Source organism: Paenibacillus sp. SAF-068 (assembly GCF_051967555.1).
Taxonomy (GTDB): domain Bacteria; phylum Bacillota; class Bacilli; order Paenibacillales; family Paenibacillaceae; genus Paenibacillus.
This window is the reverse complement of the sequence record NZ_JBQCJX010000001.1, coordinates 2,362,480-2,378,048: the sequence shown is the minus strand read 5'-3', so window position 1 is coordinate 2,378,048 and position 15,569 is coordinate 2,362,480. Positions and strand designations below refer to the sequence as shown.

Sequence of the window (15,569 nt, the reverse complement as noted above, 5' to 3'; positions counted from 1 at the left end):
GACCTTGTTTAGTGGTCCAGGAATACAAGCTGAATGAAGAACAATACCGCAAAAATGTAGAAGATCGGATGAACATCTTTACCTTTTCCACGAAGCAATTTAAGTACTGGGTAGAAGATGAAACCTACGCCGATCCCTGTCGCAATACTATGCGTGAGCGGAGTAAGGATGATAATCAGGAAGGCAGGAAATGCTTCTTCGAGATCATCCCATTTGATTTTGCTGATAACGTTGATCATAAAGTATCCAACAATAATCAGTGCCGGAGAAGTAATCGCCGGAATGCTTGAAATTACACTTACAATTGGAGTGAAGAACAACGTCAATGCAAGCAGCACACTTACCGTTACCGCGGTCAGTCCCGTTCTTCCTCCTGCAGCTACTCCTGTGCTCGACTCGATGTAAGCCGAGGTTGGACTCGTTCCGAGCAAAGCACCACTTGTGGTTCCTACTGCATCGGCCAATAATGCGCCACGTGAGCGCGGGAATTTGCCTTCCTTCAGCAATCCTGCTTGTTCAGCAACGCCGAGCATCGTGCCTGTCGTATCGAACAGTGTGATCAGCAGGAACGTAAATATGATTGTATACAAGCCATTCGAGAATACACCGGCCAGATCCAGTTGCAACGCCGTTGACGAGAGGCCTTGCGGCATGGATACAATAGATTCCGGCATTTGGAATAATCCCATGATCCAGGCCAGTATCGCTGTAACCACCATTCCGATGAACAGGTATCCTTTCACATTGTAAGCCATCAGCACAACGGTTATAATCAATCCGATAATGGTCAGATAAGTCATTGGTTCAGCCAAGTTCCCGATGGTGATCAAATTCGATTCTGAATCGGCAATAATGCCGGCATTTTGCAGACCTACCGTTGTAATAAACAATCCGATCCCAGCAGTTATTGCATGTTTTAAGCTTGCTGGAATGGCATCTAGCAACATGTAACGGAACGAAGTAAGCGATAAAATAATAAACAAAATCCCTGCGATAAATACGGCTCCCAGTGCAACCTGCCAAGATACGCCATATCCGGCAACTACGCTATAGGCAAAGAATGCATTCAGCCCCATACCCGGTGCGATGACTATCGGATAATTGGACCATATCCCCATAATCAGAGTTCCCACAATACTTGCCAGTACCGTTGCTATGAATACTCCGTTAAAGTCCATGCCCGTGCTGCTGAGTATTCCTGGGTTTACGATAACTATGTATACCATTGTGAAGAATGTTGTAACCCCTGCGATAATTTCTGTGGGAATGCTCGTGCCTCTTTCTTTGAGTTTGAACCATTTGTCCATGAAAAGCCCGCCTCCAACCTTCAAATTATACTCCTAAGCTAAAAACAAAAAAATCCTAATCTTCATATAGGATTGTAATATTATCGCTCCTATATTCGTTGTTAGGATTTAAAGATTTAACAGCTAAGTTCTAAATAAACGAAACATAAAGATACTCATCTCTGTTTTAACCTGAAGTCCATTTCGTATTCTAATTAAAATAACATGTGTTGTCAACGATTTGACGATTTGTTCACAGTTATTTACGAACTATATATACTTAATATCTTATATTCATTCGTTTTTAGAACAGAGGTTGTACTTAAGCTCGATATCTGCAACATATGAAGAAAGACTGCCAGCAATGTTCACTGACAGTCTTTTGCTTAATTCGTAGTAGGTTTCTCTTCATATTCGCTGGATAATTCTTTTAGCGATTTGATTTTACCATGGGGATGCTGTTCTTGCTTTCGTGACTTCCAGGCAGCTTCTTTTCGTTTCTTCTGGTCAGCCATAAAAGAGATCCTCCTCTGGAAACTGAGATGTGTACTACCTCTTTATGATGTCACTGTTAGGCAACTTTATTCTACGTTTTTTGGCTGCTAAGAGAATGAGATTAAAAGTTAATTGGCAGGACCCAGATTAATCAAGCTAACTTCGGACAATGAGACGGTAGTGTTGCCGTCTTGTTCACCGCCAATGTTACCGAGATCAAATGAGATGCGAGTATTCGCATAGCTGGCTTCTGTTGCATCGAATGTAAAAGTAAATTCCTGTTCTTCAGGAGTCAAGTCAACTCGTGCCCCAAAAAATCCATGCCATTCATAGTTGGCAGCTGCGTCAACCCATCCAATTCCCAAACCCATTTTTCTGGACTTCTCCGCTTTGGCTTTAAACGTCAATTTGTACTTAAAACTTTGCTGTATGCCAAATCCTTCATTGATGACTTGACGATCCCAGGGATGCTGTCCTGCATTACCAATCTTGGCGTGAAGTTGTTGGTTGCTAACTTGTATCTCTAGATCAGCCGCATTACCATCCGCATGGGTAAACCAGCTGTCTTTACCTTTGGAGAAGTCTCCATTGGAAATAAGATTAACATGAGCTGGCTGGCCTCCTTGATCTGCATTCGGATTAACTTCATATAACTGAATGTTATAGATGTTCATCGAGTGTTCACCTGCAGGTAACGGGTATCCTAGTCCGAATGCAAGTATCGCTGCCGAATCAGAGGTATCTCCCATGGTTATTGTATAACTATATGGCTGTGGATCTGTGCTTAATTGCACTTCTTCTTCCAAATACTTCACAAAATCCCCTGCATTCTGAGAGAGGGCCGCTTGCATCGACTTAGGACTTGAAGCAGATGCCTCGAACGTAAGTCGGTATGATTTATTTGCCTCCAGTTCGATCTGACCTTGTTGCAGCAATGCATCCCACCAATGTTCACTTGTACCAGGCAAATTGATCGTTAATCCCTTACCCTCGTCATGTGAAGCTGTCAGATCATCAGGAATTAGCTCCCAATGATTCAGATCCGCTCCAAGCTGGCTGTTCTGAACTTTGTTTAGTGAAATATCCACCCAACGTGTATTATAATCTGCTCCTTCAAAATTCACATAATAGAATTTGCCTGCTGTCAAGTTGGCACCCGGGAAATACACGGTTTTGTATGTTTGCCATCCCCCCGTGTCTCCGAGATTCAGTTCGGATTGAGCAACGATTGTACCTTGTTCATCCTGAATGCTGAACCGTACCTCAGAATCGCTTTTCCCACTGGCCATTCGCGCAGACAGAACATATTCTCCGTCTTGGGCTACCTCAATTTTATATTGCAGCAGATCTCCCTGATCCATGTAACTGACATGTTTTCCACCTTCTACGGAGTCCTCCAGTTGCAGGCCCTGCATCGTCCAGGCTTCGGTTGCAGGTACATGTGCGTAGCCATTCACGGACAGCGGTTTGCCTCGTTTGGTCAGACGCACATTGTCCACATATACCTTACCTTTCGAACTACCGAATAACAGTTGTAGATCGGACTGGGCTATGGATGTCCCATCTCCAATAACGATCTCTCCGGTATACGTTTTCATTTCTTGGCTCAATGAGAGGTTTTGTCCTTGATGAACCTGCACCGTATGCCCATTGCTGCTGACAAGATCGATATCCATTCTTCGTGGTGTATCTGCCTTGGCTTCTAAGGAGAAGCCGTACGTTGTATTCGCTTCCAGCTTCAACTCCGGTTGGTTCACAGACACCTGCTGCGGCTCACCATTCGTTTGAGTAACATCAACGACGAGCTCGCGCTCCATAATTGGGAATTTCAAATAGTTATTTACGCCGATCTGAGCCTTTGCACCTTCTTGAATGCTGCTTGACCAGAATCCCAGACGCTCTTTACCTTGATCAAACGTTCCATTGTAAATGAAGTTGCCATCAGGTAACGCGTTGCGTTCAACCGTTAGCGGATCAGCATCACCCACCTCGATCAGCCTGACATTGGCAAACCAAACGCTTGTATCATCCAGCCCCAGATTGAATTCGAATCTGGCATTATTATCCGATCCATCCCGCATATTGAAGGTATAGTCATAGGATTTCCACTCAGTCGTGAGTGCAAAGGTGTTCTCACCCGAATAATTCGTCCAGCTTTTTTCATATTGGTTCACTTTGGACATGATTGTACGGTTAGCAGATGCCTTCGCATCAAATTGTATTTTGTACTTTTTGTTTTTCTGGATGTACATCGGCATCTGTGTGAGTTGAACTGAATAGTTTTCAGTCCCCGATGCATCAATGGTAACTTGTGCTGCTTTGCCTTTCTGCTCATCCTCTACAACTTGCACACTGCCCGCTCCGTCAGCATTCGTAATGAAATTCCACTGCAGAGGCACTCCATTTTCTTCAGACCCTTCCGTAAAACGATCATTGTAGATTAGATTGCCATCTGCTTGTGGTTCACGCTGTTGTACAGGCTCGATGGGATTGGTTGTTACATCAGGCCATGTGTTGAGATTTTTGTAAGAGTACACACGCACAAAATCAACATTCATCGTTTCAGAAGTGAAGTCACTCTCAGGTGAGCCCGGCCAGTCTCCGCCAACGGCCAGATTCAGAATCAGATAGAATGGACGATCAAATGGTGCAGGGAACGTGTAATACTCAGGTTGGCCCGCCGCCTTTGTTTGCCAGTTGGTCACTTCATGATGCAATTTACCATCTACATAGAAGCGGATCATGCCCGGCAACCATTCCACCTGGAAATCATGATAATCATCAGCAAACGTTTCTCCCTTCGGAAGAGTAAGGCTTCCCTGATCATGTCCATGGGAACCATCAGGCTTCACACTATCATAATGCAATGTGCTATATACCTTGTTATTACTCTCATTGCCACCAATGAGCTCCATAATATCAATCTCTCCAGATGCCGGCCATCCACCATAATGCGCTTCATCCGTAGGCATCATCCAGATGGCAGGCCACATGCCTTTTTCAATAGGAAGCTTCGCACGTACGACCACTTTACCGTAAGTCCAGTCACCTTTTCCCATGGAGATCAGTTTGCCTGAGCTGTAATCTTTACCATTTTTCTGCCCTTTTTTCGCTTCAATCTGCAGTACACTCCGATTCTCATCTTTCGTAATGCGAGTATTGTCCGGGCTGTAATATTGCAACTCATTATTATAGACCAGACCCGTATCCTGAACAGTCCATTTGGAGGCATCAATCGCAGACCCGTTAAACTCGTCATTCCAGACCAGTTCCCATTGGTCATTCGGAATCGTTGTAGCAGGTACCGGTTTTTCACCCCCAGGATTGCTCGGTATCGATGGGTTGGATGGTGTTTGCTCTCCAGGAGTAGATTGCGTTGGCGTGTTTGCCCCACTCGTTGAACCCCCAGGCTGTGACGATACAGGTTGCTGAACTTCGCCTGTCATGGATGTACGCAGACCTTGTTTCACTTTCTCTCCATTAATAACAACATCATTCGCATCAACACTTAATTGTTGAATCGTACCTTTGGTATCCACTCGGGTCTGATTCGCTTCTGCATGAATATTCATGGAATCAATGAGGCTCTCTGAAGAGATTTCCAGAATGGATTGTTCCATGACAACGATCTCCTGAATCGTATTTTCTTCCGTGATGGCAACTCTGACAGGTTCCCCTCGTTTGTCAACCACTACTCGATTCAGCTTGGAGTTGCTAATGTCGATGGAATGACTGCCCCCGCCTTTAATAATGACACTTCCTGTAACGGTTACGCCCTGAAGAACAACAGTCCCCTCGCCAATGCCTTCTGCCAGTAGAAGATTTCCTTTGATAACGGTATTTTTCAGCGTGACATCTGTTGAATTAATAATGAAGTTGCCATCCACCCGGGACTCATATATACCAGGAGCACTTTTCACATCGGCAATCATCGCCGACAGTAACTCGGCCGTCTCCGCTCGTGTAATCGGAGCTTTGGGATTTAATTTCCCCTGGAAACCTTTAATCATATTTTCGTTCACCAAATAGGTAAGCGCTTTCTTGGAATAACTGGAAATATCATCTGCATCCTGAAATTGCAATGGTTCACTATCTTCGTTCGCAGTCCTTGAAAGTTGAAAAGCTCGATCTACCATAACTGCAGCATCTTGCCGGCTAATCGGTTGTTTCGGTGACAGATGCTCACGATCTGTGCCTTCAATAATGCCAGAACCATTGGCCCTAACCATCACATCATGGTACCAATCGTCTGAAGACAGATCAGCATATGAACCCCTCTCCGCATGACCAGAGAAACCAAACGCCCGATCCAGAATCATAACGAATTCAGCTCGGCTAATGACCTGATTGGGCTTGAATGTGCCGTCCGTGTAACCTTTCAATAGATTCAAGTCCTGCAACCGGGTAACTGCGGATTGTGACCAATGCCCGGTAAGGTCATTATAGGAAACAGAGGAGTGCAGGCTTCTCGCCTGCACATTCCCCACCTCCGCTTGTTCCTGTACCCTTTCTGCCCCAGCGGTTGCCGGATATACAAGGGTAGCCATTAAACTCCATGCCACCATACATGCCAGTCCTCTTCTCATCTTACTTCCTCCCTCAGCTCGGTTATCCTTGCATTGCATAGCCTATTCCTTGACTGCTCCAATAACAATTCCTTTTACGAAGAAACGTTGTAAAAACGGGTATACCATCAGAATGGGAAGCGCACCAATAAAGATCTGTGCTGCGCGCACGGTTCGTTGTGAGATATTTTCCAACATGGAGGGGTCCACATTGATTTTGCTGAGATCTTGCTGAACAATAATGGTCTGTAACAGAGAAGCAAGCGGATAATTTTTAATATCAGACATATAGATCATGCCGTCGAACCAGGAGTTCCACTGATACACCATTGTAAACAAAGACAAGGTTGCGATTGCTGGAAGCGACAATGGAACGTAGACCAGAATCAATGTTTTGATATGACCTGCTCCATCCAGATAGGCTGCTTCTTCAAGTTCTTTCGGCAGACCACGGAAGAAATTCATCATCAGAATGACGTTCCACACGGACAGAGCACCGGGCAGTATAAGCGCCCAGATCGTATTCATCAGCCCAAGCTTCTGTATCAGAATGTAACTGGGGATCAAACCGCCGCTGAACAAAATGGTGAATACAAAAAACCATGTATACAAGGAGCGGCCTTTAAAGCTGATATCTTCCTTCGACAACGGAAATGCGGTGATGAGCATGATGACCATACCGATGATCGTTGCAAGCACAGTCCGTTTAAGAGACACCAGAAGCGAGTTGATGAAATTGGAGTTTCCGAAGGTTTTCACATAAGCGTCCGTTGTGAAACCAATGGGCCAGAAGCTGACCAGATTCGATGAAGCAGGCGCCATACTGCTGAATGAAACAGCCAATATGTGAATAATTGGTAAAATGCAGAGTAACGATAATATTCCAAGAAAAGTATAGTTAGCGATGCTAAAAATGCGGTATCCTTTTGTTTTATAATACAAGCCCTTTTCTCCTCTCTAGAAAACTCGATAATTAGCCAGTTTGTAAGCCATTCTGTACGATATAACAATCAAAATGGTAGCTACCACTGATTTGAATAACCCCACTGCTGTGGCAAAACTCATCTTCCCGTTCAAAATTCCGAGTCGATACACAAAGGTGTCAATGATGTCGCCTTTGTCATACACAAGCGGATTGTACAAGTTGAACACCTGATCAAAACCGGCGTTCAGGATATTACCGATAGAGAGTGTCATCAGTACAATTGTAATCGGCATCAATGCCGGAATCGTAATGTGCAGCGTCTGTTTGAACCGGTTGGCCCCATCCACCTCGGCAGCCTCGTAGAGCGCAGGATTAATTCCTGATAGAGAAGCCAGAAATACGATCGTACCAAAACCAAATTCTTTCCAGACATCGCTGACGATCAGCGTAATACGGAACCATGTGCCATCTCCCAGGAAGAAGATCGGTTCTCCTCCAAAGGCTACGACAAGCTGGTTCACCATGCCGCCCTGAGGAGACAGGATATCAAGCAGAATCCCACCGAGAATAACCCATGATAGGAAATGCGGAAGATACACAAGTGTTTGACTCACTCTTTTGAATGCCGTCAAGCGCACTTCATTGAGCAAAATGGCAAACAAAAATGGAGCGAACAGTCCCGCGATGATTTTGAAAAATGCAATGACCAGCGTATTCCAAATTACCTGACCTACGTCCGGATATAAGAATAGATACCGAAAATTATCCCAACCAACCCATTTGGATTCAGAAAATCCCAAGTAAGGCTTAAAATCCTGAAAAGCAATTACAATGCCACCCATCGGTATGTACTGAAACACCAGTGCCAGCAAAACGGCTGGAACGAGCATCATATGCAAGGTCCAATTCCGTTGCATATTCCAGCGTTGTTTGACCCTGGTGGAGCGCCGTTTATGCGGCGTTTCTAACGTATGTTCCTTCACTCCTGCATCCCCCATGTTCTAAATTTTGTATTTTACAAGTCATCGTGAACTTGTATATTAAAATTATAGCAATGGAAATTTGCGATCTATATCCTAATATTGCAACAACGATATCAATATTTAAATGAGATTTAGGAGGTTGGACTTTGTTTACACGCATGAATGTCTTTACCAAAATTACATTGTTGTTTGTGATGCTGCTTATTCTGGTATTGTTTCTCTACACATACTCAAACCGGGAAAGTGTACGTGTCATTGAACACGAGATTCAGAACAATACGATGAATCACCTGTCGACATTTGCTGATTCAGTAGAATCCAACATTTACCAATTGTCATTATATGGAATGTCCATTGGACAAGATTCAAGCATTCAGGAATATCAGCGCCCTGACTACAAGGATGTTCCCTATGAACGTGTGAAAGTTGGAAGTGCCATTCTGGAAAAGATGAATCTGTACAACGCGGCAAGCAAATGGCATTCGACCATCACACTATACTTTCCTCGAATGAAAAAAGTGATATCGACGGATTACTACGCTTACATTCCGTACAGTGATAATGAATTTAAGGAGCCTCTATCGCAGTCCTGGACCTATGCCGACAGTCAGTTTATCTGGTACACGACAGACCCAACGACAGCGATGGTGCAACCCGACAAAGCTCGATTAATAACCAAAATCAGTTTTCCAGTTCATCACTTAACTGCCCTTCTCAACCAAAACAAGTTAAACAATAAGGGCGATCCATTCATGTTCCATCCCGACTATGGACTAATCAGCAATAGCTCTGGAAAGGATACTCTGAATGCCATACTGCCCTCTCTGAAAGAAACAAAACTGCAAGCCAGCGGTGGATTCACCACAACGCTAAACCAAACGGAATATTACGTCTCCTATATTCAATCCAAGAGCCTGGGCTGGTATTATGTTGACTATGTGCCCATGCAACAGATTTTGAAACCGATTACGAGCAGCCGAAATCTGTTTTACGCTTCAATTGCCGTTCTGATCGTAATGAGTGTCGTTGTTTTATATACACTCTATCGCAGTGTACAGCTTCCGCTTCTACAGTTGGTAAAAGGGACCAATCGCTTATCCACTGGGGATTTTTCTGTTCGGCTGCATCACCCGGCACGCAATGAATTCAGTCTGTTATTTGCACGATTCAACATCATGGCCCAGCGAATTCAAGAGTTGATCGAGAATGTATACGAGGAGAAATTAAGGAGCCGCGAAGCTACGCTCAAACAGCTTCAATCGCAGATTAATCCGCATTTTCTCTATAACTGTCTCTTCTATATCAAGAACATGGCCCGAATGAAAAATGAAAAGGCTGTGGTAGCCATGGCACTGAATCTAGGAGAGTATTACCGATACATAACCAGGTCCGAAAAGGACCAAGCCACGCTTCGGGAAGAGTTGACGATGGTCAAAAATTATTTGGAAATCCAGTCACTGCGTCTGGAACGAATGCATTTTACAATCGATGTGCCTCATGATATTTTAGATAAAACAGTTCCAAGACTAACCCTTCAACCTATTATTGAGAACGCTATTATTCATGGTCTGGAGCCCAAATCGGTGGATGGTGAGATTAAAATCTATGCGGTCTGCGAGGAAGATGTGTACACGATCGTCGTGGAGGACAGTGGGCTTGGCATGTCTGAGAAACAGCTGGATCTTCTGAGAGATAACCTTCTTAAGCCGCTGGATGAGAATATGGGATGTGGTACATGGAATGTGCATCAGCGTTTGTCATTTCAGTACGGTGAAGGATCGGGACTCTTATATGAACAATCTTCAATGGGTGGGATTAAAGTTAACATCAGATGGCACGACAATACAGACAAGTAGGTGAGCGACCCATGCTGCAAATTTTATTAGTGGACGATGAACGTTCAGTCGTGGAGACACTAGCAGAGACCATTCCGTGGGAGAGTTGCGGGATCGGTACGGTCCATGAAGCTTTATCCGGTGCAGTAGCACTGGAAATCATGGACAATCACGACATTGACATTGTAATTACCGATATACGTATGCCTGAAATGTCAGGCATTGCACTTATTACAGCGATTCATGAAAAGTGGCCTCATGTGCAGACGATTCTCTTATCAGGTCACGCGGACTTTGAATATGCCAAACAGGCCATTGCGCAGGAAAGCTTCGATTACTTGCTGAAACCCGTTAGCGATGAAGATCTGATCGAATCGGTGCAACGTCTTGTTCATCGAATTAAAGAAAAATGGGAAACGGCAGCATCTCATCAACGAGCCTTACATGCCTTTCAGGATCATCTTCCATTGCTTCAATCCACGATGCTGCATGAGTTGCTGACCGGAAAAGTCTATGATCCGAAGACACTGACAGACAAGCTTGATCTGCTGGAGCTTCCCTACTCCATAGGCGAAGATCTCGGTATGCTGATTATTCGTATGGAAAAACATTTATCCGATATGGCACACGGCGATCTGGCCCTAATGGAATATGCGATATGTAATATCATTAGTGAAGTAATGCATAATCATTTTCATATCTGGCACACACGAGATGTTCATGATTACATCGTTGTTCTGGTTAGCATGAAACACTCAACAACAATGAGCTATAGCAGAAACGAGACGCCTCAGACCCTGCTTGAGCAGTATGCTGCCCAAATTCAAACCAATGTTCAGTTATACTTAAAGGGTGCAATCTCAATCTCTGTATCCAACTGGGGTAAGTTTCCTTACGAAATTGGTGAACTCTATGAGCGTACGGTCATGTCCATGCGTAAACGGATGGGTCAAGTCCAAGGATTGTTTGTCACAGCTTCCGATGAAACAGACGCCAACCCTTTACATACGATCAGGTCCCTTTATCAGCCGCCAACGTTGATCAGCCTATTGGAAGCTGGGCGGTTTGAGGATGTGGAACAGAAAATCGAGCATATTTTTGAGGAACTGCTGCATTACAATGAACATCATGATATTGCGGAGTCAACCTTTGAGGTGTATTTCGCTATTGCGGGTGCGTTTGCCTACATCATTCATAAAAATGGCAAACAAATCTCTTCTTTGATTCCAGCAGAGTCCTATCGCTATTTTCAAGCTCCCAGTTACTCCACTGCACAGCAATTACAGGACTGGTCCATACGCACACTTCATTACATAAGAGATGATGCCGAACAAGAGCTTAGGGATAATCACAGCACCATTGTACGCAGCGTCAAAAGTTTCGTCGACCTTCATCTGGCTGGAGATGTATCACTGCCTGCCATTGCTGACCATGTTCATCTGCATCCGGTATACCTGTCCAAGGTATACAAAGCGGAGACCGGTGAAGCACTTACAGCATACGTATACCGATTAAGAATGGAGAAAGCCGCTTATCATTTGCGAACATCTACTGCCAAAGTGTTTGAGATCGCAGAACTTGTCGGGTACAACAATACCGCATATTTCATTCGAGTCTTCAAGAAATTTTATGATCTCACTCCGCAAGAATATCGGGAAAATCTTCCAGTTTAAGGGGTACTCAGATCAGACTTGACGTTCAAGTTCACTCACCGTTCCCCCATATTCATATGACATAACAAAAGGCATTGCGGGAGTTGCTCTCCTGCAATGCCTTTATGCTGCTTATGTTACCGCACCGCATCGAATTCATGTTTGCGGCGCCCCTCGTCCTATTTTCCGCTTTTCACGGATTCATACCACTCGTTTACTTCTTTAGTAATCTGGTCTCCGCCTGAGGATTTCCACTTCTCAACAAACGAGTCGAATGCATCCACGGAGGTTTTGCCATATACAATCTGGGAGAAGGTATCTTTCTCCATCTTCGTCAAAATATCATTGTTCATCTGCATTGTCATGGAAGGTGCACCTGTAAACATTTGATTGAACACGATGTCCTTTTGATCCAATACAATTTTGGCGGCATCAAGCATAGGTGTAGGTACACCTGATTTGATCTTTTTCTCGAAAGGCGTAGTCGGTTCTTCACCGCTTGCCAGCTTCGCAAGTGTTGTCATGCTCAGATTCGGAATTCGCGCTCCATCAAACGTTAACGTGTACTTCTCGGGAGCATAACCACCTGTAAGACTTGCATCGGTTGATGGTTTCCCATCTACCATAACCCAATCGTATCCTTCCGCAAATCCATGTTCGAACTCATCGCCCTCTTTAGGATTCGCATAGTGATCAAAGAGATAGTTCTGATAGGTGAAAAAGGCTTCCGGATTCTTCATGTCTTTGTTGATCAAAATCACGCCGTTACCGTTCGACGTACCATGTCTCCCTGCTTGACCATCCGGACCGGAAGGAATCGGATACGCCTTGTATTCAGCCTCAGGATTATTCTTCTTCACATCCTCGAGCGGCCAGGATGGCATCCAGTGAGGTCCTACCACAATACCTGCTTTTCCAGCAGTAAATTCTTCAGCAGCTTTCGTCTCGTCATACACACCGGCTTCTTCCGGAATATAACCTTTGCTCATCCAGCTTTGTAACTTGGCCAAAGCCTGCTTCGCACCCGGTGTAACGGAACCGTATTCAAGTTTACCGTCTGCCGTCAGATTCCATTGGTTCGGCATTGTACCATAAGCGCCGAATACCCATCCAGCTTCTGACATCCATGTGTTCAGCCAGTTTTTGAAACCAATGGTCAGTCCGTAGGTATCCTGTTTCCCATTACCATCCGGATCTTGATTCGTAAACGTTTCCATAATGACTTCAAGATCGTCTATCGTTTTAGGTGCTTCCAGATTAAATTTCTTCATCCAGTCTTCACGGATCCACATGACAGGATCACCATTATAGGCATAGTCCAGAATCGGAATACCAATCTTTTTGCCATCCTGCATGTATGGATACCATACGGAAGGATCTTCGTTTACGGCTGCTTTCCATGTATCGCTTGCATATTGGTCAAACAACTCGCCCGCATCGACAAATTTTCCGGACTCAATCAATTCACGCACCAGATTGAATTCCCCACGATACGAAATAATGTCCGGCATGTCCGCATTGGAAGCAAGTGACAGGCGCAGTTTTGTTTCGAATGCATTATTGGTGGAAGGAGATATCCACTGGTTTTTCAGCTCAATTCCGAGTTTCTCCTTGGCCCATTTGGTATGGACGTTGTTATCCTGATCCTCACCCGGCTTAAACTTCACATCTGGACCCCATGGCCGTAAATACGTAATAGATACGGGTGGATCATATTTCCCATCTTTGAGCTCCAACGTTGTTGCCGGTGCGCTCGTTTCTGTCTTTTTGTCGTTTCCGCTGCTGCATCCGCTCAAGGCTGCTGATAGGGCCAATACACCGATCATGACCAAGCTGCCTACGCGTCTCTTTTTACTTGTGTCCAACTTCGTTCCCCCAGTCTATGTAATGTTGCTTACACGTTAATCATAATGAATGAATGATATTTATGCCCATACTAATATTGCAACATTTATTGCATTAATTTAGGATATTGGATATTGAATACATATATTTAATAAATACAACGCCTGAAGAAAGTAAAAAAAGCAGCCGGTAACGGCTGCTTCAATCTGCTTAATTACTCGTATATTTAACCCAATCGTATTCCGCATAGAGTGGATTGGCACCGTTATAAGGGCCGAGCCAGCTGTCTACACCCGTTCCATTCCACAGGTTCATCATGATTTTTCCAGGTGTTGAAGGAATATTGCTGGTTGCTGTATGTTTCAAGACACCGTCCACATACCATTTGATATGTCCCGGCTGCCAGTCGAAAGCATACGTATGGAAACCTTGAGATGCATCAAAACCTAAATTGATAACCTTCTCATGATTGCCAACGCCATTGGTATAGTAATTAAACTGCACTTTGGTTGTATCTTTTCCTAAAAATTCGATATCAATCTCATCCCATTGGGTGCCATGTGCAGGGCCTGTGTATGTGAAAAAAGACGATACTACACCCGTGTTCTTGGCAGGTTTCATGCTGACTTCATACAAGCCGTACCCATACGTATTTGTGGTACGATACTCTCCGCAATCAAACTTGTTCTGTGCAGAGCTGGTCAAACCAAGCTTAAGCTTGCCGTCACTTGTAAAATTAACATTGTTGGCCCTCCACGTACAGTTAAACATGCTCCCATTGGAATACCCATCCGCTTTTTGCCACGTACTTGCGTTAAAATAGGTTAGAGGTTCCCAGAAAACATAACCCGCGAAAGCGCTTACCGAAAAAAACAAAGAGATGACACCAGTTACCGCCAATGTATACCAAGACTTCCTTTTCATCATACACCTCCATGAATGATTCCAACCTGTTCAAGTTAGAGCTACTGAGTAGCAGGTGAAAACGATGAAGATACCTGAGCTACAATAATAGATATCGCTTACATGGTTGGTATTTCCATTTTATCTGGAAGCAGTGGGGTACACTATAGTAAACTTTAAAGCAGAGATATTCATTTTTTAAGATTGTCGTATCTCATGATGACACTAAGATTACGCTGATTTCTTAAATAAAAAAATATTCATGAAGTGCCTGCCCTTCAGCATAGAAGGAATCAGGCTCTCCATGAATAGCATTTTCACATATATCTACCTATACATGATTGTTTCTTAATTTACCCTAACTAGATCTATCTCGCACCAACATGTATCAAAATGGCTTCAATCTCTTCAAAGCCTTTACTCTTCGCATGACTGAGCGGTGATACCCCATCACGATCCGGTATATTCACGTCTGCTCCATGGTCAATGAGTAATTGTATTGTCTCCTGCTGCCGGGCATTGCCATCGTTAAGAATGATCGCTTCGAGCAGTGCTGTCCATCCCAGTTGATTAACATGGTCCACATTCACCGAAGTTTGAGTCAGAAGTTCCTGTACTACTTCCACGTATCCATGTTCCGATGCCGGAATAAGTGCCGTCCCTCCATATCGATTCGTTATCGCTGGGTCCGCTCCCGCCTCGATTGTCAGCTTCAAAATATCCAGGTATCCTTCAGCGCCAGCGTACAGAAACGGGTTATTCTTCATATCGTCCTGTATATTCACATCCGCACCCGCTTTAATTAACGCTTTGGCCGAAGTTAGATCATTATTGTAAGTTGCAATCATGGCAGCCGTTCGTCCATTCTGATCTTGAGCATTGATATTGGCGCCTGCTTGAATCCACTTTTGAATACTTTCATTATCTCTGTCCTCTACCGCCTTGAACAATTGTTCTTCCAGTGAAGTCATGCTCCTCTCCTCCACTGCGAAGTCGTTTCTTGCTTCAGGTACACAGCCTTGCACGATGAACATGCTGCTTATCAGGATTAAGATGATCAACGACTTACTCATACTGCCT

The 15,569-nt window shown here is 44.3% G+C and carries 10 protein-coding genes; 2 read left to right on the top strand and 8 right to left on the bottom strand.

The features are described from left to right. Positions 1-8: 8 nt before the first annotated feature. The 5 genes from ACTHPG_RS10325 to ACTHPG_RS10305 form a co-directional block, all read right to left on the bottom strand. Positions 9-1,307, bottom strand: coding sequence for an NCS2 family permease (locus ACTHPG_RS10325; protein ID WP_440389119.1), 1,299 nt, complete (start codon positions 1,305-1,307; stop codon positions 9-11). Positions 1,308-1,672: 365 nt separating this feature from the next. Continuing rightward, complete coding sequence (locus ACTHPG_RS10320) at positions 1,673-1,801, bottom strand: DUF6254 family protein (RefSeq protein WP_219845137.1); 129 nt, start codon at positions 1,799-1,801, stop codon at positions 1,673-1,675. Between the two features lie 108 nt (positions 1,802-1,909). Beyond that, on the bottom strand, positions 1,910-6,367 hold the full coding sequence (locus ACTHPG_RS10315) for a carbohydrate binding domain-containing protein (RefSeq protein WP_440389117.1): 4,458 nt from the start codon (positions 6,365-6,367) through the stop codon (positions 1,910-1,912). Between the two features lie 42 nt (positions 6,368-6,409). Further along, positions 6,410-7,288, bottom strand: a complete 879-nt coding sequence (locus ACTHPG_RS10310) for a carbohydrate ABC transporter permease (RefSeq protein ID WP_253435956.1) — start codon at positions 7,286-7,288, stop codon at positions 6,410-6,412. 15 nt (positions 7,289-7,303) lie between these two features. Next, entirely contained in the window at positions 7,304-8,254 is a 951-nt protein-coding gene (locus ACTHPG_RS10305; protein WP_421889768.1) for an ABC transporter permease, read from the bottom strand. 146 nt (positions 8,255-8,400) lie between these two features. Between ACTHPG_RS10305 and ACTHPG_RS10300 the strand changes: the two genes are divergently transcribed. Further along, positions 8,401-10,110 (top strand): sensor histidine kinase, encoded by a 1,710-nt coding sequence (locus ACTHPG_RS10300; RefSeq protein WP_440389115.1) that lies wholly within the window; start codon positions 8,401-8,403, stop codon positions 10,108-10,110. A gap of 11 nt (positions 10,111-10,121) precedes the next feature. Beyond that, the gene (locus ACTHPG_RS10295; protein ID WP_440389114.1) at positions 10,122-11,762 is read left to right on the top strand and encodes a response regulator transcription factor; all 1,641 of its coding nucleotides are present in this window, start codon (positions 10,122-10,124) and stop codon (positions 11,760-11,762) included. 158 nt (positions 11,763-11,920) lie between these two features. Here the strand turns inward: ACTHPG_RS10295 and ACTHPG_RS10290 are convergent, their stop codons facing one another. The 3 genes from ACTHPG_RS10290 to ACTHPG_RS10280 all read right to left on the bottom strand — a co-directional run bounded on the left by ACTHPG_RS10290 (position 11,921) and on the right by ACTHPG_RS10280 (position 15,562). Beyond that, entirely contained in the window at positions 11,921-13,606 is a 1,686-nt protein-coding gene (locus ACTHPG_RS10290; protein WP_440389113.1) for an extracellular solute-binding protein, read from the bottom strand. Between the two features lie 190 nt (positions 13,607-13,796). Then, positions 13,797-14,510 (bottom strand): beta-glucanase, encoded by a 714-nt coding sequence (gene bglS / locus ACTHPG_RS10285; protein ID WP_440389112.1) that lies wholly within the window; start codon positions 14,508-14,510, stop codon positions 13,797-13,799. A 347-nt stretch (positions 14,511-14,857) separates the two neighbouring features. Next, positions 14,858-15,562 carry an ankyrin repeat domain-containing protein gene (locus ACTHPG_RS10280; protein WP_440389111.1) on the bottom strand — a complete coding sequence of 235 codons (705 nt, stop codon included), beginning with the start codon at positions 15,560-15,562 and terminating at the stop codon, positions 14,858-14,860. Positions 15,563-15,569: the final 7 nt, after the last annotated feature.